Genomic DNA, 23,570 nt, shown 5'->3' on the forward strand with positions numbered 1-23,570 from the left:
GATAAGCGGGCTGCCTGTCAATCTAAATTCAAACCAACGGTTCAAATAACGAACCATCGGCGAAAGCCGGGAAGGAAACTGGGAGGAAAACGATGAAACTCAAGACCCTCATGAAAGGTGCAGTCGCAGCGGCGGCACTGGGGCTGGGCGCAGTTGCCGCGCAGGCCGAATATCCGGAGAAGCCGGTGAACTTTATCGTGCCGTGGCCGCCGGGTGATCTGGAGGATGTGCTGACGCGGATGATCGCCGAGGATTTCCAGAACGAATACGGCGTTGCGGCTGCTGTGGTGAACAAACCGGGCGGCGGCGGCGGGCCGTTCCCCGGTGCCATTGAAGTCGCCAATGCACCGAGCGATGGTTATACTGTCGGCTCCTTCGTGATCGGCGTACCGGTGATGGGCCATCAGATCGACATCCCGCCGCTGACGCCTGAGAAATTCGACCCATTGGGGATCTTCCTGACTTATCCCTTTGTGATCGCCACATCTGGCGATGCGCCCTACAGCACGATGGAAGAGCTGGCCGCCTATGCCAAGGAAAACGATGTGGCGCTGGGCCATTTCGGCGATGTGCTGACCCCGACCCAAGTGACCAAGGCTTACGCCAAGAACGCCGGGTTTGAGTGGGGATCGGATGCGGCTTTCGATGCGCTGGACTGCAACACGCTGGCCTCGGGCGATGCGGATGTGATCAACACCACGCTGCAGCTGGTGCTGCCCTGCCTGGATCAGGTCAAGGTGCTGGTCTCGATCACGGATCAGCGCATCCCGCTGGCCCCCGACGCGCCCACCATCGGCGAGCTGGACGAGAGCCTGAACATCGCGCTGTGGAACGGTCTGTTCGTGACCAAAGACACTCCGCAGGATGTGCGCGACAAGATCATCGCGGTTGCGGAAAAGGCGGTGATGAGCGAACGCGCCCAGAATGTCGCCAAGGAAACCGGCGCGCTGGTTTATTGGCAAGGCGCCGACGACAGCGCGGCACGGGTTGCTAATGATATCGGCACCATGGCCCGCATCAGCGGCCTGCTGTCGGAGTAATCCTCCCCCCTGCATCGGGGCCCTGATGGGTCCCGGTGCCCTTTCAATCGCGCGGACAATGAACATCTCACATGCCTTCGGAACGTGAACACCGCTTTGCCGGACCACGGCGCGGACAGCTGGTTTTTGCCTTGTTTCTGGTGGCGGCTGCGCTGCTGCTGCTGGTCCTGATCACAGAGCAGACCGCCTGGGTCAACAAAACCAAGCTGTTTGCCCAGCCCCGGTTCTGGCCCGCTGTCGCCATTGGCGGCATGGTGCTGATGGGCGGACTGCACCTGTACAAACTGCCCTGGCGGCGGGTCAGCCGCTATGACCTGCGGGAGGTCAAACGCTGGGCGCAGGTATTGGAGTTTGCCGGCTGGTTCATGGGGTATGTGCTGCTGGTGCCCATCATAGGCTATCTGCCCGTGACGCTGGCCTTCATGCCGCTTCTCAGCTGGCGGATGGGCTATCGCAGCCGCTTCATGCTGTGGATCAGTGCCGTCTTTGCTGTGGTCGTGGTTGTGCTGTTCAAAGCTGTTCTGTCGGTCAAGATTCCGGGGGCAGTGCTGTATGAGTATCTGCCGGGGCCGGTCCGCAGTTTCTTCATTCTCTATCTCTGAGTACCCGTCATGGACCTTATCCTTTCTGCCATTGAGATCCTGATGCGCTGGGACGTGGCGCTGGCGCTGCTGGCGGGTTCTGTCGGAGGCGTGCTGATCGGCGCCATCCCCGGTGTCGGCCCGGCGGTGGCGATTGCCATCCTGCTGCCTGCGACGTTCTCGATGGATCCGATTGTGGGCCTGACGGTGCTGTTGGGGATTTACGGCTCGTCTATGTATGGCGGCGCCATTCCGGCGATCCTGATCAATACCCCCGGCACTGCGGTCAACGCGCTGACCACCTATGACGGCTATCCGATGACGGCGCGGGGCGAGCCGCAGCGGGCATTGAGCCTGGCCTATTCCGCCAGCTTCTTTGGCGGTATCTTCTCGGTCGTCTGCCTGATCCTGTTTGCGCCGGTGCTGGCAAAGATCGCACCCATGTTCGGCTCGCGCGAGATTTTCATGGCCGCCCTTCTGGGCCTCATCCTGGTGGTGGTCGCCCATCGCGGCCAGGCGCTGATTGCCGGCGCCCTGGCCTGTTTCGGGATCTTTCTGCAGACCATCGGGCTGGAGCCGGTGAAATACACCCAGCGCTATACCTTCGGGCAGGATTTCCTGGGCGGCGGCATCAACCTGATCGTGGTGGTGCTGGGGCTGTTTGCCATCTCGCAGGCCTTTGTGTTGCTGACGGACGAAGACGAAAAGGTCCGCATGACCCGCCTGCGCGGCGGCATGTTCCAGGGCCTGCGCGAGCTGACGCGCCACCCTCGGGTTGCAGGGGTTTCGGCAACTTTCGGCGTGCTGATGGGCATGGTGCCCGGCGTCGGCGAATTCACTGCCCAGTTCATGTCCTACACCTATGCGCAGAAAACTTCGAAACGGCCTCAGGATTTCGGCAACGGCTCCTCCGAGGGGCTGATAGCGGCAGAAACCGCCAACAATGCGGTGCCGGCCGCCGCCATGGTGCCATTGCTGGCGCTGGGCATTCCGGGTGAGGCGCTGACGGCGATGATGCTGTCGGTCTTTTATGTGCACAACGTGGTGCCGGGGCCGGGGCTGTTTCAGAACGACATGGATTTTGTGGTGGCACTGTACCTCGCATTGCTGCTGCTGAATGTCCTGGTTCTTGTCTTCCTGCTCTTTGCTACCAAGTCGCTGATCCAGGTGGTGCGCATCCCCAACCGGTTCCTGGGCGTCTGCATCCTGACGCTCAGCTTTGTCGGCGTCTACAGCTTGCGCAACTCCGCCACCGACTGCGTGATGGCGGCGGCGTTTGGTATCCTTGGCTATGTGCTGAAACGCCTGTCGCTGCCTGCGGTGCCGATCATCCTGGGTATGGTCCTGGGCGGCATCATGGAAGTGAAACTGCGCGCAGCCATGGCGCGGGTAAAAGAACCCTTTGATTTCATTGACCGCCCGGTGGCGTTCATCCTGTTTCTACTCATCATCATCGTTCTGGCGGTCCACATCCTGCGGGTGCTGAAAGACCATAAGGAACTGAAGGAGGCCGAATGGCAGACCAACAGCGCATCGACAAGCTTCGGCAGCTTGATGTGGCGCCGCAAAAACTCTTTCTTGAAGGATCATGGAAAGAAGGTTCGGGCCAGACACTCGAAGTTGCTTCGCCGGTTGACGGATCTGTTCTGACCACACTGGCAGGCGCCTCTGCAACGGATGTCGAAAACGCTGTCGCCTCGGCGCGGCGGGCATATGAGGACCGCCGCTGGGCAGGACAGAGCCCCGCCGCACGGAAAAAAGTGCTGCACAGGATAGCTGACCGGATAGACGCCGAGGCGGTGGAACTGGCGGTGCTGGGCGTGCGCGACAACGGCACCGAGTACAACATGGCCCTGAAGGCCGAGCCGGGATCGGCGGCGGGCACCTTCCGTTATTATGCCGAGGCGCTGGACAAAGTGCCGGGCGAGATCGCGCCGACTGCGCCGGATGTGCTGGGGCTGGTGCAGCGGATGCCGGTTGGCGTGGTGGGCGCCATCGTGCCCTGGAACTTCCCGCTGATGATTGGTGCATGGAAGCTGGCGCCCGCGCTGGCAATGGGCAATTCGGTGGTGTTGAAACCGGCTGAAACCGCCTCGCTGACGCTGCTGCGGCTGGCAGAAATCTGCTCGGATTGCGGCCTGCCGGATGGTGTGCTGAACGTAGTAACCGGCGCGGGCGCCGAAACCGGCGCGGCGCTGGCCGCCTCGATGGATGTTGATGTGCTGGCCTTCACCGGTTCGGGCGCCACCGGGCGCAAACTGCTGGAGGCCTCGGCGCGTTCCAACCTCAAACGCTGCTATCTGGAACTGGGCGGCAAGTCCCCGAATATCGTCTTTGCGGATGCGCCGGATCTGGCCAAGGCCGCCAAAGTCTCTGCCGCGGGCATCTTTCGCAACTCCGGGCAGGTTTGTATCGCGGGGTCCCGCCTGCTGGTCGAGGCCTCGGTTCATGACGCGTTTGTCGAAATGCTGCAGGCCGAGGCCGAAGCGCTGCGGGTGGGCGACCCGCTGGACCTCAGCAGCCAGATCGGGGCGGTGAATTCGGAAGACCAGCTGCGCCGCAACCTGTCTTTCATGGACATGGCGCGGTCCGAGGGCGGACAGGTGGTGACCGGCGGAAAGCGCATTTTGGAAGAAACCGGTGGTACATACATGTCGCCGGCGATTGTCACCCAAGTGGCGCAGGACCACGCGCTGTTTCAGCGCGAGGTGTTCGGGCCGGTGCTGGCAGTGACAAGGTTCGAGAGTGAGGACGAGGCGCTGAGCCTTGCCAACGCCACCGACTTTGGCCTGGCGGCGGGTGTCTGGACCGCAAACCTGTCCCGCGCGCACAGGATGGTGGCGGGCATCCGGGCCGGTGTGGTGCATGTGAACACTTATGGAGGTTCTGACAACACCGTGCCCTTGGGCGGTGTTGGGCAGTCCGGCAATGGCCATGATAAGTCGTTGCATGCGCTGGACAAATACATCGATTTGAAAACCGCTTGGATTCAGTTGTGAAGCGGGTTTTGCGCCGCAAATCCCGCGGCCTCCGGCGGGAGTATTTGGGGAAAGATGAAAAGCTGAGGTTAGGCCGATAACCACCGCGAAGCTGAACTGACGGGAGAAAAAGCCTGTGGCAGACAAGACCATACTAGTCGCCGGAACGTACGACACCAAAGACGATGAACTGAGCTATCTGGCGGAAGTGATCCGCGGGCAGGGCGGCAAGGTGCTGACGATGGATGTGAGCGTTCTGGGCGATCCCAGCCAGCCCGCGGATGTCAGCAAGCAGGAGGTGGCCGCGGCCGGCGGCAGCTCGATCGAGGCGGCGATTGGCTCGGGGGATGAAAACACCGCCATGCAGATCATGGGTGCAGGTGCCGCGGCTATGGCGCTGGATCTGTACCGGCAGGGGCGCATTGACGGGGTGATTGTGCTGGGCGGTACCATGGGCACTGATCTGGCGCTGGATATGTGTGTGGCGCTGCCCGTGGGGGTGCCCAAATACATCGTCTCAACTGTCGCATTTTCCCCGTTGATGCCGCCTGAGCGGATCCCGGCGGATGTGCAGATGATCCTCTGGGCGGGCGGGCTCTATGGGCTGAACTCGATTTGCAAGGCGTCGCTCAGCCAGGCCGCCGGTGCGGTGCTGGGCGCGGCGCGGGCGGTGGAGCCGCCAAAACGGGACAGGCCGCTGATCGGCATGACGTCGTTTGGTAAGACTGTGCTGCGCTATATGGTGACACTGAAACCTGCGCTGGAAGCGCGCGGGTTTGAGGTTGCGGTGTTTCACGCCACCGGAATGGGCGGGCGGGCGTTTGAAAGCCTGGCCGCTGAGGGCGCCTTTGCCGCGGTGATGGATTTTGCGCCGCAGGAAGTGTCGAACCACTTGTTCGGCGGGTTGTCGGCGGGAGCGGACCGGATGACCAATGCCGGGCGTTCAGGCACGCCGCAGCTGGTGGCGCCGGGCTGTTATGATCTGGTGGATTTTGTCGGCTGGCAGGAGACGCCAACGCAGTTGAAGGGGCGGGAAACACATGCTCACAACCGGCTGCTCACCTCCGCGATGCTGGATGCTGCCGAGCGGCGGCAAGTGGCGCAGGCGATGTGCGGCAAACTGGCAACGGCAGAGGCGCCGGTGGCGGTTCTGCTGCCTGTGGGCGGTTGCAACGAGTGGGACCGCCCTGGCGCCCCTTTACACGATGGGGAAGGGCTGGCGGCGTTCTGTGATGAACTGCGCGCCTCCTGCCCAGGGAATGCGGTGCTGCATGAACTGGACTGCCATATCAATGATGCTGCGTTTGCCGGCAAAGCTTTGGAAATTCTGGACGGCTGGATTTCCAGCGGTGTGGTGAAGACTGGCTGAACAGCGAATCCCCTAAAGCCCTTGGTTGTACCTCTTGGTGAGATGTTTCAAGAAGTTTCCATTTTGCCAATCTTCTGTTACGTAATGGGCGGCATGTCCGGCTTTGGCAGCGCCCGGGCGTTTCAGACGCGGGGTTTGCAGGCCATTGGCGGCATTCGGGCTTGGCGCCGGTTTGGCTGCCGTGCCTAATCGGATAAGAGCCGGGCGCAGCTGCTGCCGCACCGGGAAAGAGAGGATGACCGGATGAGTGAAACCATAGCGTATGAGCGTGTAGGCGATGTTGCTGTTCTGAAGGCGCAGAATCCGCCAGTGAACGCGCTGGGTGCTGAGGTGCGCAAAGGGTTGCTGGCCGGGATCGAACGCGCGGAACAGGACGGTGCCAAGGCGGTACTGATCTATGGCGAGGGCCGGACCTATTTTGCCGGTGCTGATATCCGCGAGTTCGGCAAGCCGCCGCAAGAGCCGCAGCTGCCCGGCCTGTGCAGCCGGATCGAGGCCTCGCCGCTGATCGTGGTGTCCGCAATGCATGGCACGGCATTGGGCGGCGGGCTGGAGGTGGCCTTGTCCTCGCATTACCGGATTGCGGTGCCGTCCGCCAGGATGGGCCTGCCTGAGGTCAACCTGGGCATTCTGCCCGGTGCGGGCGGCACCCAGCGGCTGCCGCGTTTGGCCGGAACCGAAGCGGCGCTGGAGATGATCACCAGCGGCCGTCATTTCGGCGCCGCGGAGGCGCTGGAAAAGGGCATTATCGACAAAATCGAAGAGGGGGATCCGCGCGGGATCGGCCTGGCTTATGTACAAGAGCTGCTGGAGCAGGGCGCCCCGCGCCGGGCCGTTGGCGAAATGCCCGCGCCGGAAGCGGTGGACTTTGATGCGGCCTATGCAGCCACGCTGAAAAAGGGGCGCGGCCAGCTGTCGCCGGCCACGGCTGTGCGCGCGGTGCAGGCAGCGGCTGAGGCGGAGAGCTTTGAGGCGGGCCTCAAGCGTGAGCGTGCGCTGTTCATGGAGCTGATGGGCTCTGATCAGCGGCAGGGGCTGATCCATGCTTTCTTCTCGGAGCGCGCGGTCAGCAAACTGCCGGAGCTGGAGAGCGTTGCGCCGCGCGAGGTGGCCTTGATGGGGGTGATCGGCGGCGGCACCATGGGGGCGGGAATCGCCACCGCAGCGCTGCTGGCGGATTTGCCGGTGGTGCTGATAGAGATGACCGATGACGCCACGGCTGCGGCACGGGGCCGGATTGAAGGCAACCTGAAGGGGGCCTTGAGGCGTGGCAAGATCACTGAGGCGCAATATGATCGGCTGACCGGCGAGGCGCTGACTGTGGCGACGGATTATGCTGCGCTGGCGCAAGCGGATCTGGTGGTAGAAGCGGTGTTTGAGGACATGGGTGTCAAGCGCGAGGTCTTTGGCAAGCTGGATGCCCAATGCAAACCCGGCGCAGTGCTGGCGACAAACACCTCCTATCTGGATGTGGACGAGATTGCCGCCTCGACCTTCCGGCCGCAGGATGTGATCGGGCTGCATTTCTTCTCGCCCGCGCATGTGATGAAGCTGCTGGAAGTTGTGGTGGCAAAGGATACCGCGCCAGAGGTGCTGGCGACTGGTTTTGCCCTTGGCAAGCGGCTGAAGAAGGTCGCGGTGCGATCGGGCATTTGTGACGGGTTCATTGGCAACCGGATCATGAATGCCTACCGCAAAGCAGCGGAATATCTGGTGCTGGATGGCGCCTCGCCCTATCAGGTGGACGCGGTTGTAACCGGGTTTGGTTTCCCGATGGGGCCTTTTGCAATGGGCGATCTGGCCGGGCTGGACATCAACTGGGCCGCCCGCAAGCGCCGCGCCCCGAGCCGCGATCCGCGCGAACGGGTGCCGCGATTCTACGAAATGCTCTGCGAGGGCGGCGATTTCGGCCAGAAGACCGGTAAAGGCTTCTATATCTACAAGGAAGGCACGCGCGGCGGCGTTCCGAACCCGGAAGTGGCCGGGCTGATTGCCCGGGATCAGGAAGAGCAGGGTATCACCCCGCGGGACTTCCCGGACGCCGAGGTTTTGCAGCGCTATATGTGCGCCATGATCAACGAGGCCGCCAAGGTGGTGGGCGAGGGCATTGCCCGCCGTCCGCTGGATGTGGATATGGTGATGCTGTTCGGCTACGGCTTCCCGCGCTTCTGGGGCGGGCCGCTGAAATGGGCGGATCTGCAGGGTCTGGACGGCATTCTGGCCGATATCAGGGCCTACGCGGCAGAGGATGATTTTTTCTGGCAGCCCGCGCCGCTGCTGGAGCAGCTGGTGGCGGACGGGAAAACCTTCGATGATCTGAATAAGGGCGGCTAAGCGGGGGCGGGCGCCCTTCCGGCCCGTCGAGGGCCATCAGGGCGCGGCCCGGCTGTGCCGGGCTGGACGCGCAAACGCTGGCCGTATCACGAAATAGCGCCGCGCGGAACGCGCGGCGCTTGGCCCAACAAGAGCGGTGCATCTTTGATGCGCCTGGTGATTGACGGGAGAACCTCAGTGCGTTTTAGGTCCAGGTACCTTCGGTCGCGGTGCGGATCTTGCGGATGTTCTCGCCGTAAACCGTGGGATCGTTGACCGAACCGCCTTTGAATACGGCGGAGCCGGCAACCAGCACGTCGGCCCCTGCCTCAGTGACCAGCGGCGCGGTGGCGGGATCTACACCGCCGTCGATTTCGATATGCACCGGGCGGTCGCCGATCATCGAACGCAGGCTGCGGATCTTGGCGGTCATGTCGATGAACTTCTGGCCGCCAAAGCCGGGGTTTACGGTCATAACACAGATCAGGTCGGTCAGGTCCAGAAGATGCGCAACCGCTTCCGCCGGGGTGCCGGGGTTCAATGCGACGCCTGCCTTCATTCCGGCCCCGCGGATCGCCTGCAGGGTGCGGTGGATATGCGGGCCGGCCTCGATATGGGCGGTCAGCACATCGGCGCCGGCGTCGGCATAGGCGTCAATATAGGGATCAACCGGCGCGATCATCAGATGCACGTCCATCACTGTTTTCACATGCGGACGGAACGCCTTTACCGCCTGCGGGCCAAAGGTGAGGTTCGGCACGAAATGCCCGTCCATCACATCCACATGCACCCAATCGGCGCCCTGGGCTTCAATCGCCCGGATCTCCTGGCCGAAGTTGGCGAAATCGGCGGAGAGGATAGAGGGCGCGATCTTGATCTTGCGGTCAAAGGACATCTGGCAGCTTCCTTTTGCAAAGGGAATTGAGGAGTCGATGGCCGTATAGACCGTCCCGGCCCCTGTGGACAGGGGCAGAATGCGCAGCAGGCCCGTTACCCAGTGCCGCACGCCTGCGGGTTGCATGGGGCGGCGTTACAAAACTTTCACGGCGGTGACACATGAGGTTTGAGCAATCGCATTAGGCAGGTCCCGAACGAAGAGGGAGCGCCCCGGTGCTGCGCATAGACAAACTGACAAAACGGTTCGGTGGCAAGTTAGCGGTGGATACCGCCACGCTGGACATCGACAAGCCCTGCATGATCGGCATTATCGGTCGATCGGGTGCGGGCAAATCCACCCTGCTGCGGATGCTCAATCGGCTGGAAGATGCCAGCGAAGGCCGTATTCTGTATGAGGGCCGTGAAATCACTGGCCTGAAGGGCAAAGAGAAACGGGCCTGGCAGTCCGACTGCGCGATGATCTTTCAGCAGTTCAACCTGGTGCCGCGGATGGATGTGGTGTCCAACGTGCTGCACGGAACGCTGAACCGCCGCAACGCGATGGCGACGCTGTTCAACCTGTATCCGATGGCGGATATTCACGCGGCAATTGAAATTCTCGGCCGGCTTGGCATTGCTGAACATGCCGCCAAGCGCGCCGAGGCGCTGTCAGGCGGCCAGCAGCAGCGGGTGGCGATTGCCCGGGCGCTGATGCAGGATCCGAAGATCATCCTGGCGGATGAGCCGATTGCCTCGCTTGACCCGATGAACGCCCAAACCGTTATGGAAGCGCTGCGCCGCATTCACGAGGAAGACGGCCGAACGGTGGTTGCCAATCTGCACACGCTGGACACCGCGCGCCGTTACTGCGACCGGGTTGTCGGCATGCGCGACGGGCGCATTGTGTTCGACGGGCTGCCTGAGCAGCTGACCACCGGCGTTGCCCGCGAGATTTACGGCGCCGGGGATGAGTTCTCCGAGGCTGCAACCTCAACCGAGATCGAGACTTTGGAACGGGCGGATGCAATGCGCGCCGCCATTCCCGCTGAGTAACCCCGAACTTCTTTTACCGACCCCGCGGGCTGCTCGTTGGGGATTGACCAACCGGAGAGACATGAGATGAAGAAACTGCTTGCTGCCGTTCTGGCAACCACCGCGCTGACGACCCCCGTTGCGGCAGAGGAAATCAAGGAATTCCGCATCGGCATTCTGGGCGGTGAGAACGCACAGGACCGTCTGAGCAAGCAGGAATGCCTGCGTGAACAGACCGAAGAGCTGCTGGGCGTTGAAACCAAATTGTTTGCCCCCGCCGACTATAACGGTGTGATCCAGGGCCTGCTGGGCGGCACCATCGACATGGCCTGGCTGGGCGCGTCGGGCTATGCCAAGACCTATCTGTCCAACCCCGAAGCGGTTGAGCCGGTTCTGGTCAAGGTTAATGCGGACGGCGGTTTTGGCTACTACTCGGTTGGCTTTGCCCGCAAGGACAGCGGCGTTGCTTCGCTGGAAGACCTGAAGGGCAAAACTTTTGGCTTTGGCGATCCGAACTCCACCTCGGGCTATCTGATCCCGTCGATCGAAATCCCGCAAGTGACGGGCGCCACCATGGACTCTGGCGATTACTTTGGCGAAGTGAAATTCACTGGCGGGCATGAACAGACCATTGTTGCCGTGGCCAATGGCGACGTTGCTGGCGGTGTCAGCTGGGCCGATGGTCTGGGCGAATGGGAAGACGGCTACAACTCCGGCGCTCTGCGCCGTGCGGTGGATGCAGGTCTGGTAGACATGAATGATCTGGTCGAGATCTGGAAATCCGCGCCGATCCCCGAAGGCCCGTTTGTGCTGCGCACCGAATTGCCTGCGGATGTTAAGGTCAAGATGACCGGCCTGCTGGCTTCGATGAACTCGATCGATCCGGATTGCATGTACAATGTGCTGGGCGGTGAATCAAAAGGCCTGATGCCGATCACCCATGACGCCTATGAGGTGATCATCGAAGCTCGTAAATTGAAATCCCAGTAATTTCAGTACCGTACCTTTGATACTGTGCTCTGCGGGGTTCGGGCCTGGCTCGGAACCCCGCAATTTCCTTGATGGCATTTGCTCCGGCCATCCCTTCTGGACCAGGACCCCTACATGGCAGATCTGACAGCCGCCCGGCCGGGCATCGAGGATATCCGGCAGCAATACACCGCCCACACCCAGCGCAAGCGGCTGTACGGCGGCATTCTTCTGGCCATTTTTGTGGCGCTGATGGTTGCAGGTTTCCGCACCGCGGATGCGCGCAATGCGGGCTCTTTCGCGGATGGGTTCACCCGGATCTTCGATTACCCCGCTGAAGTGCTGGCAGAAGCCGCGGACAAGGCAGCCCAGCTGCCCGGCCATGCGGTGCATTTCTTTCCGGCACTGGTGGAGACGCTGAATATCGCCGCGGCCTCGACCCTGGCGGGCGCAGTGTTCGGCACCCTGCTGTCGCTTTTGTCGACCCGCGGCATGGCGCCCTGGCCTGCGCTGATCCCGCTGTTCCGCCGCATCAGCGACATTTGCCGCGCTGTCCCGGAAATCGTCATTGCGCTGGTGCTGATCTTTGTCCTTGGCGGCGGCCCGGTGCCTGCGATGATCGCCATTGCCATCCACACCGCTGGTGCGCTGGGCAAACTGTTTTCCGAGGTGAACGAAAACGCCTCATTGAAACCTGTGGAAGGTCTGTCATCGGTCGGCGCCACCTGGGCGCAGCGGATGACGCTGGGGGTGATCCCGCAGGTCGGGCCGAACTACGTCAGCTACGCGCTGTTGCGGTTTGAGATCAATATCAGGGCCTCGGCCATCCTTGGCTTCGTTGGCGCGGGCGGCATCGGCTATGAGCTGAAGAACGCCATGTCCTGGGGGCAGGGGCGGTACGACGAGGCCGCCGCCATCTTCCTGCTGCTGTTCATCACCATCGTGGCCGTCGACCAGTTGTCCGGCATCCTGCGTGACCGTCTGACCCATGGAGCGAAAGCATGACCACATTCGATACCACTCTCACCCCGGCAGAGCTGAAGCTGGATATCTCAAGGCAGTTCCTGAAGAAGCGGCTAATGGGTTTTGCACTGCCCGCCGCGGTGCTGGTCTATCTGGCCTATGTCTTTGTGGCTTTTGATGTCCTGGGGCTGTGGGAGAAAGCGAGCCTTGAGAACGCGAGAACCCTGGTCAGCGACAGCTATAGCTACAAGACCCATGTGACCCGCGACAACCGAAACGGTGCGGTTTCGGTGTCCATCGAAGGGGAGCGCAAAGGCGCCTATCCCGATGGAACAGCACCGGATTGGGTTGCCCTGGGGGAGACCACGGTGATTGACCTGGAGGACGGCCATACCGTCAGTTTTGGCCCGGAAACCATCGAATACGCGATCCCAGGCTATGGCACCGTGCGCGCCACCCCCAGCCGCAGCGCAGGTGTTCAGGCCGAACTGCCGGCAGGCGATGTGCCGGAGTGGATCAGCGTCTCCAAAAACCGGCTGGCGGTTAAAACCGGGGCCGGGCGCCTGACCGTCACCCGCAACCGGGCCGAAGTGTTCCGCTATTTCGCTGGCTGGGAGCTGTTCTTTTTCACCCTCGACAGCCCTTATTACGGCATGGGGGCAGGGGAACTGCTGCAGCGTGCAGCCACCGGTGAAGCAGGCGCGATTTTCCAGGAGTTCTGGACCAACAAGATGTGGCGCCATCAGGATGTGGCCTGGGCGATCGCCGAAACCCTGCTGATGGCATTTCTGGGCACCATTGGCGCCGGTATCATCGCACTGCCGCTGGCCTTTGCCGCGACCCGGAACTTCATGCCGTTCCGGGCCTTGCGCTTTGCCATGCGCCGGCTGTTCGATTTCTTCCGCGGCGTGGATTCGCTGATCTGGACCGTGGTTCTGGCCCGCGCCTTTGGCCCCGGCCCCCTGACCGGAGCGCTGGCGATCCTGGTCACGGACACCGGCACCTTCGGCAAGATCTTCTCAGAAGCGCTGGAAAACGTCGACCGGAAACAGATTGAGGGCGTCGCCTCCACCGGCGCAAAGCCTCTGCAGCGCTACCGGTTCGGAGTGATACCGCAGATTACTCCGGTATTGCTGAGCCAGCTGCTGTATTTCCTGGAATCCAACACCCGCTCGGCCACCATTATCGGTGCAATCACCGGCGGCGGCATCGGCCTGCTGCTGACCCAGGCGATCATCACCCAAAAGGACTGGGAGGAGGTGGCCTATTACATCACCCTGATCATCCTGATGGTGATGCTGATGGACTGGTTCTCGGGCTGGCTGCGGCGGAAGCTGATCACAGGCGGCAGCGGCCCGGTCAAGCGCAAGGCGGCCAAGGCGCAAGAGGGCAGCGCTTTCCTGCTGCCTTGATCCCAGACGTTTCAGAGGAAAGACCATGGCCCGTTTACAGGCAGAAGCCCCGTTCCTTCACCCGGAATGCCAAATCACAGACAGCCGGTTCGGGCGCTATGTGGAGATCGGCGCCGGCAGCCGGGTCGCGAATTCAGCGGTTGGCGACTACAGCTATTGCGACCGTATCTGTGATATCGCCAATGCAGAGATCGGCAAGTTTGCCAATATCGCCAGCTTTGTCCGGATCGGCGCGACCGATCATCCGATGGAAAAAGCCTCGCTGCATCACTTCCATTACCGGTCCGGCGACTATTGGAACGATGCGGATCATGATGGAGAGTGGTTCTCCCGCCGCGCCGGGCGCACGGCTTTTATCGGCCATGACACTTGGATCGGCCATGCGGCAATTATCAAACCGGAGGTGACCATCGGCCATGGTGCGGTTGTGGCCTCGGGCGCTGTTGTGACCAAGGATGTGGCGCCCTATACAATTGTCGGCGGCAACACCGCGAAAGTGATCCGCCGCCGCTATACCGAGGCTGTCGCCGGGCAGATGATGGATTTGGCCTGGTGGGACTGGGACCACGAAGCCCTGCGCGTTGCACTGCCGGATTTTCGAACATTGCGGGCGGAGGCGTTTCTGGAGAAATATGCCTGATCCAGCGAGCGGGAGGCTCCCGCCTGTTCCAGCACATTCATAGAATGCCCCTCACAGTTGGGCGTGGCGCCGCTGCGCGGCGAAAGGCCTGCCGAGACGCGCCTGATGGGCAAGCCTGCCCTTCAAACGCCTTGTTCATTGTGCTGTCTGCCATCCCTGCCTCAAGGGTGAACGGAGCAGCGCGCCGCCGCTTTGCGGCCCTTGACCCACGGGCGGCAGGTTTATGCGGCGCCTGCGTCCACCAGCTGGGTGGCGATATCAAGGAACACTTTGGCCTGGGCGCTGCCGGGCTGCGCTGCCACAATCGGCGTGCCGTTGTCGCCGGCCAGGCGCACGTCCAAGTGCAGCGGCACCTCGCCCAGCAGCGGCACGCCCAGCTTCTTTGCCTCCTGCGCCACGCCGCCATGGCCGAAGACATGTTCTTCGTGGCCGCAATTCGAGCAGATGTGGGTCGACATGTTCTCAATCATTCCCAGCACCGGCACGTTCATCTTGCGGAACATGTCGATCCCCTTGCGGGCGTCGATCAATGCAACGTCCTGCGGGGTGGAGACCACAATGGAGCCGTCTACATGGGTCTTTTGTGCCAGCGTCATCTGCACATCGCCGGTGCCGGGCGGCAGATCGACGATCAGCACGTCCAGCTCGCCCCATTGCACTTGCAGCAGCATCTGCTGCAGCGCGCCCATCAGCATCGGGCCGCGCCAGATCACCGCCTGGTCTTCGCCAGTCATCAGACCCATCGACATCATGGTGACGCCATGGTTGCGTAAGGGAAGGATGGTCTTGCCGTCAGGGCTGGCAGGCCGGCCGCTGACACCCAGCATCTTGGGTTGCGACGGGCCGTAAACATCGGCGTCCAGCAGCCCCACCTTGCGCCCCTGCATTGCCAGGGCGCAGGCAATATTGGCCGAGACTGTGGATTTTCCGACCCCGCCCTTGCCGGAGGCAACCGCAAGAATCCGCGCTACACCCGGAACCTTCTGCGGCGCTGCCTGCTGTTGCGCCTGGGCGGGCTGCTTGGGCTTCAGATCCGGCGGCGGCTTTTGCGAATGGGCGGTCAGCATGGCCGAGACCTTTGCTACCCCCGGCAGTTCGGCCACCACTGCATCAGCTTTGTCGCGGACCGGGCCGTAAGCCTCGGACTTGCCTGGGTCGATTTCCAGCACAAAGCGGACGGTGCTGCCCTCGACGGTCACTGCGCGGGCGATGCCTGCGCTGACGATATCACTGCCGCTGACGGGGTCGGCGACGGATTTGAGCGCCTCAAGGACGGTTTCACGGGAGATGGTCACGCCGGTCTTGCTCCTGTAGCTGGTCATGCCTTGCGCCTGTTCTGGCGCAATTCAGCGCGGTATGCCAGCGGTTCGCTGCCCGGAGTTTGATTTGGTGCATCCTGGAGTCAGCTTATGTGCCAGCTGGCCTTGTCCATCGGGCGGCACGCAGGGCTAGCGGCAGAACGCAACAGCGCCGCGCGTCAGCGCGGCGCCAGGCCCAACGGGAGGAAGGCACCGGCAGGTGCCGGACGACGGGCGGGAGGCTCCCGTCAACAGGCGCCCGCCGATTGACCCTGTCAGCTGGCCAGTGCGACCTCGGCGGACCTCATCACTTCGCCAATGCGGCGGCCGGTGTCCACCATACGGTTGGAGAACCCCCATTCGTTGTCATACCAGCTGACCACCCGCACCAGACCCTCGGCGGTGACAGCTGTCTGCGCCGCGGCAAAGCAGCTGGAATGCGGATCGTGGTTGAAATCGACAGAGACCAACGGGTCTTCTTCATACGATAGAATGCCCGCCAGCCCGCTCTCTGCTGCCGTCTTTACTGCAGCATTGACGGCTTCCGCGGTGACGGTGCGTTCCGGCACAAAGCTGAGGTCCACCACCGACACATTCGCGGTCGGCACCCGGATTGCCGAGCCTTCCAGCCGCCCCTTCAGATGCGGCAGCACCTCGGAGATCGCCCGGGCCGCTCCGGTGGAGGTGGGGATCATCGACAGCGAGGCCGCGCGGGCGCGGTACAGGTCTGAGTGGCTGGTGTCATGGGTCGGCTGGTCGCCGGTATAGGCGTGGATCGTGGTCATGTAGCCGGTTTTGATGCCAAAGGCGCCGTCCAGCACTTGCGCCAGCGGTGCCAGGCAATTGGTGGTGCAGGAGGCGTTGGAGACGATCACGTCGTCCGCCGTCAGATCCATGTGGTTGACGCCGTAGACCACGGTGCGGTCGGCATCCTTGCCGGGGGCGGAGATCAGCACCCGCTTGGAGCCGTTTTTCAGATGGCTCGCGGCGTCATCGCGGGCGGTGAACAGCCCGGTGCACTCATAGGCGATATCGACATCCTGCCAGGGCAGCTCCTCCGGGTTGCGGATCGCGCTCAGCCGGATGCTGTGACGGCCCACCCGGATCAGGTCATCGGCCAGAAACACCGGCGTCTTCAGGCGGCCGTGCACGCTGTCGTATTTCAGCAGATGCACCAGGGTCTCGGGTGGCGACAGGTCGTTGATGGCAACAACTTCGATGTCTTGTTGGCCGCTTTCCAGAAGCGCGCGCAGCACCCCGCGGCCAATCCGTCCAAATCCGTTGATTGCGATTTTCAGTGTCATGCCTCACCTCTGGCTGTTGGACCGGCATGATGCCGGTAGCGATAACGGTTGCGATACCGATACCGATAACGGTTCTGGAAATCAACCCCCCCTGCCGGCAGAGCAGCCCTTGCGGCTGCGGGCAAAGTGCTTGACCATGGGCAGATGACCAAGAAACTGCTGCTGAAAGACGTGGCCCATCTGGCCGGCGTCAGCGAGATGACCGCCTCCCGTGCCCTGCGCGGTGCCCCGGATGTGTCCGCCAAGACCAAGGCCAAGGTTGAAGAAATCGCCCGCAGCCACGGGTATGTGCCCAATCGGATTGCCGGCTCGCTGTCCTCGCAATCGGTCAATCTGGTGGCGGTGGTTGTGCCGTCGCTGAACAGCTTTGTGTTCCCCGAGGTGCTCTCGGGCATTTCCGCTGTTCTGAAGGACAGCCAGCTGAAGCCGGTGGTCGGGGTGTCAGGGTATGACCTTGAGGAAGAAGAAGGCGTTATTCGCGAAATGCTCAGCTGGCGCCCGTCCGGCTTGATTGTTGCGGGGCTGGAGCATACTGAAACGACACGGCGGATGCTGCAGCAGGCCGACTGTCCGGTGGTCGAGGTGATGGATGTGGACGGCGACCCGGTCCGCCATTGTGTCGGCATTTCGCATCTGCAGGCAGGCCGCGACATGGCAGAGCAAATTCTGGCCTGCGGTTACCGCAAGGTCGGCTTTATCGGTACCAAAATGCCGCAGGACTTCCGCGCCAGGAAACGGTTTGACGGCTTCACCGACGGTCTGGCCGCACAGGGTGTCGCCCTAGGTGATATTGAGCATTATGCCGGCGAAAGTGCGATCCAGACCGGCCGCCAGCTGACCGCGCAGATGCTGGCGCGCAACCCGGATCTTGATTGCATCTATTATTCCAGTGACGTGATGAGTGTTGGCGGCTTGATGCATTGCCTGGCCGCAGGCCTGTCGGTGCCGGGCGATATCGCGCTGGCCGGCTTCAACAATCTGCAGATCCTGCAGGGCATGCCGCAACAGCTGGCCACAACGGACGCCTGCCGCCGTGAGATTGGCGAGCGTGCCGCACGGGTCATCCTGCAATCGCGCGAGGCTGGCGGTACGGACGGTCTGGTTTTTGACCGGCTGTGCCCCGCGATCAGCCTTGGGGAGACACTCTGACAACCTCCCGGCGGCTGAAAACGGCAGCGTTTCCGCGATCCGGGGCGGGGCAGGGATGATTTTGGCGCTTTCCTGTGGCTTTGCGTCCCTCCATGGGGCAGCCTGTAGGGAGCCAGTTCAGTCCAGCCAACCGGAGAAGGAGCCCAGATGCCCCAGTACAACGACATGTTCGAACTGTCCGTTACGGATATGGAGCTGATAGAGACCGCCCTGCAAACCACAAGGGACACTCTGTCAGAGGCCCAGCCGGCAGCGGGCAGCAGCGAGGACGAAACGCTGCGCCGCGTGCACGAGCTTTTGGGCCGGCTGCACAATCAGAAAATCTTCTACTACCCCAAAGACAAGGTCTACGTCAGCGGCTGACGCAGTAGCGGAATGAAACAGCGCTCCCCGCCGGGCGGAGAGCGCTGAAACCTGGCTAAGAGCCGTTGTTTACAAGGCGGCCTTGAACAGCTGGGTGAGGTTTTCCTCAGTAAGCTCAATCGGGTTGCCGCCGCAGCTGGGGTCGATGATCGCGCCTTTGACCAGATCGGGGATGGCCGCTTCGGTGACGCCCAGATCTGCCAGCTTGCGGGGGATCCCGAGGCTGTCGTTCAGTTCCTGCACAAACGTGCGGAAGCCGTCAAAGCCGCCGTCGATACCCAGGTAGGCCGACGCCATGGTGAACCGGTCCGCGATTGCAGGCGCGTTGAACTCCAGCACCGCTGGCATGCAGACCGCGTTGGTGGTGCCGTGGTGGGTGTTGAAGTGCGCTCCGATCGGGTGGCTCATGGCGTGAATGGCGCCGAGCCCCTTCATGAAGGCGGTGGCCCCCATCGCCGCGGCAGACATCATCTGGGCGCGGGCCTCGATATCGGTGCCGTCGGCATAGGCGCGCGGCAGGTAGTCCTTGACCAGCCGCATGCCTTCCAGCGCGATGCCCTGGGACATCGGGTGGTAATGGGGTGAGGAAAACGCCTCGACGCAATGGGCAAAGGCATCCAGCCCGGTGCCTGCGGTGATGAACTTGGGCATGCCCACCGTCAGCTCGGGATCGCAGATCACCACCGTCGGCAGCACCTTGGGGTGAAAGATGATCTTCTTCTGATGGCTGACACTGTCGGTGATCACGGACGCGCGGCCCACCTCGGATCCCGTGCCTGCGGTGGTCGGCACCGCGATGATCGGGGCGATGGCGTCGGCATCGGCGCGGGTCCACCAGTCGCCGATATCCTCAAAATCCCAGACCGGGCGGGTCTGTCCGGCCATAAAGGCAACCATCTTGCCCAAGTCCAGCCCGGAGCCGCCGCCAAAGGCGATTACCCCGTCATGACCGCCCGCCTTATAGGCTTCGACACCGGCTTCCAGATTCTTCTCATTCGGGTTCGGATCAACCTCCGAGAACATGCCGCGGCCCAAGCCTGCGGCCTCCATGATGTCCAGGGTGGCTTGGGTGACAGGCAGATCGGCCAGCCCCTTGTCGGTGACCAGCAAAGGCTTGGTGATGCCGGCAGCGGCGCAGGCGTCACCCAGTTCGTTGATCCGGCCGGCGCCGAATTTGATTGCGGTCGGGTAGGACCAGTTTCCGTTAAGGCTCATATCGTGTTCCTTTGATGCAATGGCCCGCCCCGCGGAGGAGACGCCAGGGCGGGCGGGACCGCCCTTAGCCGGTTACCTTTTTCAGGTGGTAAGACTTCGGGCGGGTCAGATTGTGATAGCCGATGACCGACAGCCCGCCGCCGCGGCCGGTGTCCTTGCAACCGGTCCAGCACAGGCCCGGATCCAGGTAATCGGCGCGGTTCATGAACACGGTGCCAGTCTCGATCCGGTCGCCGACCGCTTGCGCCCGCTCCAGATCACGGGTCCAGAGCGAGGCGGTGAGACCGAAGTTGCTGTCGTTCATCAGCGCAATGGCTTCGTCGTCCGACTGCACCTTCATGATGCCGACGACGGGGCCAAAGCTTTCCTCGCGCATCACCCGCATCCCGTGGGTCACACCAGTCAGGATCTGCGGCGTCAGGTAGGCGCCGCCGTCATCCTCCGGCAGGGTTTCGATATGGGCCACGGCGCCAGCCTCCACGGCCTCGGCGATCTGGCTGCGCACCTCACCAGCAAAGCGCACATTTGCCATTGGCCCGATGGTGGTCTCCGCCTCCAGCGGATTGCCCAGCTTGTAGCCTTTGACGATGGCAATGGCCTTCTCCAGGAAGGCATCAAAAAGGCTTTCATGCACATAGATCCGCTCAATCCCGCAGCAGCACTGGCCGGAGTTGAACATCGCCCCGTCGATCAGCGTGTCCACCGCCGCATCCAGATCGGCGTCCTCCATCACATAGCCCGGATCCTTGCCGCCCAGCTCAGTGCCGACGCCCACAAAGGTGCCTGCCGCCGCACGTTCCATCGCCTGGCCACCGCCCACCGAGCCGGTGAAGTTCACGAAGTTGAACGCCTTCTCCGCAATCAGCGCCGAAGTGGTGTCATGGTCCAAAAAGATATTCTGGAACACATCCGCAGGCACACCCGCCGAAGCAAAAGCCTGCGCCATGCGCTCGCCTGCCAGCAGCGTCTGGGTGGCGTGCTTCAGCACTACCGCGTTGCCTGCGATCAGGGCAGGGGCCACAGTGTTGATTGCGGTCATATAGGGGTAGTTCCAGGGCGCCACGACAAGCACGACCCCATGCGGGACACGCTTGATATAGCGTTTGAAGGTGGCGTCCTCGCCAACCTCTATATCAGCCAGCGATTCCACAGCGATCTTCGCCATATGCGAGGCACGTTCGTTAAAGCCGCCGAATTCGCCGCCGTAACGCACCGGGCGGCCCATCATATGGGCCAGTTCCGGCACAATTTCATCGTTCATCGCGCCAACGGCAGCGACGCCTGCCATCACCAGGCTGATCCGCTCCTGCAGGGAGCGTGCGGCCCAGGCGGTTTGGGCTGCGCGGGCGCGCGCCGCCGCGTCAAAAGCCGCCTCGCGCGATAGGGTTTCGCGTTCGGCAAAAACCGATCCGTCGATCGGCGAGATGCACTTCAGTGTCTGGCCCATGCCATCAACTCCATTCCAAGGGGCACTGCCGCCCCTGCTTCTTTCTGGTCAAAAATACCTCGGGGGTCAGGGGGCTGGCCCCCGGTCCGCCGGGGCCGGATCACGCCCGCTCGAAGCCGCGCGCGATCTCGTAGTCGGTAACCACGCGGTCAAACTCCTCGATCTCCACCTCGGCGGCGCGTACATAATGGTCGACCACATCGTCGCCAAGGGCGGAATGCAGCATCGCCGAGCCTTTCAGCGCCGCTGCGGCATCGCGCAGAGTGCCCGGGATCATGCCCGTGTCACCCTGGTAGACATCGCCTTTTGACGGGGGCTGCAGCTCCAGCCCTTCTTCGATCCCGGCAATGCCCGCCGCCAGCATGCCCGCCATCGCCAGATAGGGGTTCATGTCAGAGCCCGGAATGCGGCACTCCACCCGGATCGCCTTGGTCCCGTCGCCGCACAGGCGGTAGCCGGCGGTGCGGTTGTCCACCGACCAGATGATCCGTGTCGGCGCAAAGGTGCCCTTCATGAAGCGTTTGTAGCTGTTGATATAGGGCGCCATGAAGGCAGTGTAATCGGGCGCGTATTTCAGCAGGCCACCCATGTAGGCCTTCATCAGCGGCGACATGCCCAGCTCATCCGACGGATCATGAAACGCGGGCTTGCCGTCCTGCCATAGCGACTGATGCACATGGCTGGATGAGCCGACCTTATCGTGGCTCCATTTCGGCAGGAAAGTCACCGCATGGCCCTGCTGGTGGGCGATTTCCTTCACCGCGTGTTTGGCGATCGTGTGGTATTCTGCAGTGTCCATCGCCGCGGCGTATTTGATGTTGAGCTCTTCCTGGCCGGTCTCCGCCTCACCCTTGGAGTTCTCGATCGGCAAGCCCGCGTCCCACAGGTGGTTGCGGATCGGACGCATCACATGCTCTTCACGGGTGGTCTGAAGGATGTTGTAATCCTCGTTGTAGCCCGAGATCGGCGCCAGGTCGCGGAAACCGGACTTGCGGATCTCGTCAAAGCTCTTTTCGAACAGGAAAAACTCCAGCTCGGTGGCGCACATGGCGTCATAGCCCATCGCCTTCAGCCGGTTCACCTGGCGTTTCAGGATCGCGCGGGGGGAGTGTGAAACCTCTTCATGCGTGTGGTGATCCAGCACATCGCACAGCACCATCACCGTGCCCTCCAGCCACGGCACCGGGCGCAGGGTCGCCAGGTCCGGCTTCATCACATAGTCGCCATAGCCGTTTTCCCAGCTGGTCGAGGCATAGCCGTCCGGCGTCGCCATCTCCAGGTCCGTCGCCAGCAAGTAGTTGCAGCAATGGGTCTCTTCCCAGGCTCCGGCAACAAAATGCTTGGCGTGGAAGCGTTTGCCCATCAGCCGCCCTTGCATGTCAACCAGACACACCAGAACCGTGTCGACCAGGCCCGAAGAAACCTGGGATTTCAAATCATCGAAGGAGAGCATGAGCAGCCCTTTGCGTGCTTGGGCCAAAACTTTTCCTCAAAAGTTTTGGCAAATTCCTTGGGTAAGGAATTTGGCCCGCTGCGCGGCAGGCCAAGTTCCGTTTTGTTTGCCCGTCCCTTAGCCGTAGCGGTAGGGGCGGCCCGCCTTTTGCATGTCGGCGTTGTACTTCTTGAAGATCTCGACAACCTTTGCCTTGGTCTCGGACTCGGCCGCGATCTCGTCCCAGAACTTCACTGCCGCGTCTTCGACCTGTGCCCATTCATCGTCCGGAATGGTGGTCAGCTTCATGTCGCTGCCGTTGACGCGCAGGTTGGCTTCACCGCCCCAATACCACCACTGGCGGTAATAATGCGACTGGTCGCAGCACACGCGGAACAGGGTCTGCAGGTCTTCGGGCAGTTCATTCCAGCGGCCCTGGTTGGCAAAGAACGACCCGGCCCAGGCGCCGGAGATGTTGTTGGTCAGGAAGTAGTCGGTGACCTTGGACCAGCCGACGGTGTAATCCTCGGTGATGCCGGACCAGGCGATGCCGTCCAGCTCGCCGGTCTGCACTGCGACCTCGATGTCTTCCCAGGGCAGTGTGACCGGCACAACGCCGAACTGCGACAGGAAGCGGCCGGCAGTCGGAAAGGTGAAGACGCGCTTGCCCTTCAGGTCCGCCAGCGAGTTGATCGGATCCTTGGTGGCAAAGTGGCAGGGGTCCCAGGCACCGGCCGAGATATGCTTGACGCCGACCTTGGAATATTCCGCGTCCCAAATCTCGTTCAGGCCGTACTGGTTGAACAGCACTGGCACGTCCAGCGAGTAGCGCGAGGCGAAGGGGAAGTAGCCGCCGAACACGGTGACCTCGGTGGGCGAGGCCATCGAGTCGTCATCCGACTGCACCGCGTCGATGGTGCCGCGCTGCATGGCGCGGAACAGCTCGCCGGTGGGGACCAGCTGATCGGCGTAGTAGAGTTCGATCTGCATCCGGTCGCCGGCGATCTTGTTGAACATGTCAATGGCAGGTTTGATCACATGTTCACCCAGCGCCGCACCGGCATAGGTCTGCATCCGCCATTTGATGGTGGACTGGGCCAGGGCCGGGGTGGCCAGCGGTGCCGCCATGGCGCCAACGCCGGCGGTCTTCAGAAACTTACGTCTTGTTGTCATTATACTCACTCCTTGT

At 62.4% G+C, this 23,570-nt stretch carries 20 protein-coding genes; 13 read left to right on the forward strand and 7 right to left on the reverse strand.

Features of this window, described 5'->3' with window-relative positions; all coding sequences use genetic code 11:
• The first annotated feature begins 92 nt into the window (after positions 1-92).
• The 6 genes from K3555_RS03985 (at position 93) to K3555_RS04010 (ending at position 8,302) form a co-directional block, all read left to right on the forward strand.
• Complete coding sequence (locus K3555_RS03985) at positions 93-1,040, forward strand: tripartite tricarboxylate transporter substrate binding protein (RefSeq protein WP_260007465.1); 948 nt, start codon at positions 93-95, stop codon at positions 1,038-1,040.
• 71 nt (positions 1,041-1,111) lie between these two features.
• On the forward strand, positions 1,112-1,642 hold the full coding sequence (locus tag K3555_RS03990) for a tripartite tricarboxylate transporter TctB family protein (RefSeq protein WP_259990320.1): 531 nt from the start codon (positions 1,112-1,114) through the stop codon (positions 1,640-1,642).
• Between the two features lie 9 nt (positions 1,643-1,651).
• Positions 1,652-3,271: a tripartite tricarboxylate transporter permease gene (locus tag K3555_RS03995; protein ID WP_260007466.1), complete on the forward strand. Its 1,620-nt coding sequence runs from the start codon at positions 1,652-1,654 to the stop codon at positions 3,269-3,271.
• A complete protein-coding gene (locus K3555_RS04000) occupies positions 3,178-4,620 on the forward strand; it encodes an aldehyde dehydrogenase (RefSeq protein ID WP_260008480.1) in 1,443 nt (480 codons plus the stop codon). Before K3555_RS03995 ends, K3555_RS04000 begins: the two co-directional genes overlap by 94 nt.
• 115 nt (positions 4,621-4,735) lie before the next feature.
• The gene (locus K3555_RS04005; protein ID WP_260007467.1) at positions 4,736-5,968 is read left to right on the forward strand and encodes a Tm-1-like ATP-binding domain-containing protein; all 1,233 of its coding nucleotides are present in this window, start codon (positions 4,736-4,738) and stop codon (positions 5,966-5,968) included.
• Between the two features lie 243 nt (positions 5,969-6,211).
• Entirely contained in the window at positions 6,212-8,302 is a 2,091-nt protein-coding gene (locus tag K3555_RS04010) for a 3-hydroxyacyl-CoA dehydrogenase NAD-binding domain-containing protein (RefSeq protein ID WP_260007468.1), read from the forward strand.
• 184 nt (positions 8,303-8,486) lie between these two features.
• Here the strand turns inward: K3555_RS04010 and rpe are convergent, their stop codons facing one another.
• Entirely contained in the window at positions 8,487-9,176 is a 690-nt protein-coding gene (rpe, locus tag K3555_RS04015; RefSeq protein WP_259990327.1) for a ribulose-phosphate 3-epimerase, read from the reverse strand.
• Positions 9,177-9,391: 215 nt separating this feature from the next.
• Between rpe and phnC the strand changes: the two genes are divergently transcribed.
• The 5 genes from phnC (at position 9,392) to K3555_RS04040 (ending at position 14,173) form a co-directional block, all read left to right on the forward strand.
• Entirely contained in the window at positions 9,392-10,210 is an 819-nt protein-coding gene (gene phnC, locus K3555_RS04020; protein WP_260007469.1) for a phosphonate ABC transporter ATP-binding protein, read from the forward strand.
• 66 nt (positions 10,211-10,276) lie between these two features.
• Positions 10,277-11,179, forward strand: a complete 903-nt coding sequence (phnD, locus tag K3555_RS04025; RefSeq protein WP_259990331.1) for a phosphonate ABC transporter substrate-binding protein — start codon at positions 10,277-10,279, stop codon at positions 11,177-11,179.
• 114 nt (positions 11,180-11,293) lie between these two features.
• The gene (gene phnE, locus K3555_RS04030) at positions 11,294-12,163 is read left to right on the forward strand and encodes a phosphonate ABC transporter, permease protein PhnE (RefSeq protein WP_260007470.1); all 870 of its coding nucleotides are present in this window, start codon (positions 11,294-11,296) and stop codon (positions 12,161-12,163) included.
• Positions 12,160-13,533 (forward strand): phosphonate ABC transporter, permease protein PhnE, encoded by a 1,374-nt coding sequence (phnE, locus tag K3555_RS04035; RefSeq protein ID WP_260007472.1) that lies wholly within the window; start codon positions 12,160-12,162, stop codon positions 13,531-13,533. The genes phnE (K3555_RS04030) and phnE (K3555_RS04035) overlap by 4 nt, the downstream gene beginning before the upstream one ends.
• Positions 13,534-13,558: 25 nt before the next feature.
• Positions 13,559-14,173, forward strand: a complete 615-nt coding sequence (locus tag K3555_RS04040; RefSeq protein ID WP_260007473.1) for a chloramphenicol acetyltransferase — start codon at positions 13,559-13,561, stop codon at positions 14,171-14,173.
• Between the two features lie 221 nt (positions 14,174-14,394).
• Here K3555_RS04040 and K3555_RS04045 read toward each other — a convergent pair whose 3' ends face one another.
• Both K3555_RS04045 and gap read right to left on the reverse strand, forming a co-directional pair.
• Complete coding sequence (locus K3555_RS04045) at positions 14,395-15,468, reverse strand: Mrp/NBP35 family ATP-binding protein (RefSeq protein ID WP_260008481.1); 1,074 nt, start codon at positions 15,466-15,468, stop codon at positions 14,395-14,397.
• A gap of 278 nt (positions 15,469-15,746) precedes the next feature.
• On the reverse strand, positions 15,747-16,775 hold the full coding sequence (gap, locus tag K3555_RS04050) for a type I glyceraldehyde-3-phosphate dehydrogenase (RefSeq protein ID WP_260007474.1): 1,029 nt from the start codon (positions 16,773-16,775) through the stop codon (positions 15,747-15,749).
• 144 nt (positions 16,776-16,919) lie between these two features.
• On the opposite strand from gap, the gene K3555_RS04055 reads away from it, so the two are divergent.
• Both K3555_RS04055 and K3555_RS04060 read left to right on the forward strand, forming a co-directional pair.
• Positions 16,920-17,924 carry a LacI family DNA-binding transcriptional regulator gene (locus tag K3555_RS04055; protein ID WP_260007475.1) on the forward strand — a complete coding sequence of 335 codons (1,005 nt, stop codon included), beginning with the start codon at positions 16,920-16,922 and terminating at the stop codon, positions 17,922-17,924.
• Positions 17,925-18,071: 147 nt separating this feature from the next.
• Positions 18,072-18,287, forward strand: coding sequence for a hypothetical protein (locus tag K3555_RS04060; RefSeq protein ID WP_027256338.1), 216 nt, complete (start codon positions 18,072-18,074; stop codon positions 18,285-18,287).
• 69 nt (positions 18,288-18,356) lie between these two features.
• Here the strand turns inward: K3555_RS04060 and K3555_RS04065 are convergent, their stop codons facing one another.
• The 4 genes from K3555_RS04065 to K3555_RS04080 form a co-directional block, all read right to left on the reverse strand.
• Entirely contained in the window at positions 18,357-19,502 is a 1,146-nt protein-coding gene (locus K3555_RS04065) for an iron-containing alcohol dehydrogenase (protein WP_260007476.1), read from the reverse strand.
• A gap of 64 nt (positions 19,503-19,566) precedes the next feature.
• Positions 19,567-20,949 (reverse strand): aldehyde dehydrogenase family protein, encoded by a 1,383-nt coding sequence (locus K3555_RS04070; RefSeq protein WP_260007477.1) that lies wholly within the window; start codon positions 20,947-20,949, stop codon positions 19,567-19,569.
• Between the two features lie 100 nt (positions 20,950-21,049).
• Entirely contained in the window at positions 21,050-22,402 is a 1,353-nt protein-coding gene (locus K3555_RS04075) for a glutamine synthetase family protein (RefSeq protein ID WP_260007478.1), read from the reverse strand.
• Positions 22,403-22,519: 117 nt separating this feature from the next.
• A complete protein-coding gene (locus K3555_RS04080) occupies positions 22,520-23,554 on the reverse strand; it encodes a TRAP transporter substrate-binding protein (RefSeq protein WP_129369951.1) in 1,035 nt (344 codons plus the stop codon).
• Positions 23,555-23,570: the final 16 nt, after the last annotated feature.

It is taken from the genome of Leisingera sp. M527 (genome assembly GCF_025141525.1).
Taxonomy (GTDB): domain Bacteria; phylum Pseudomonadota; class Alphaproteobacteria; order Rhodobacterales; family Rhodobacteraceae; genus Leisingera.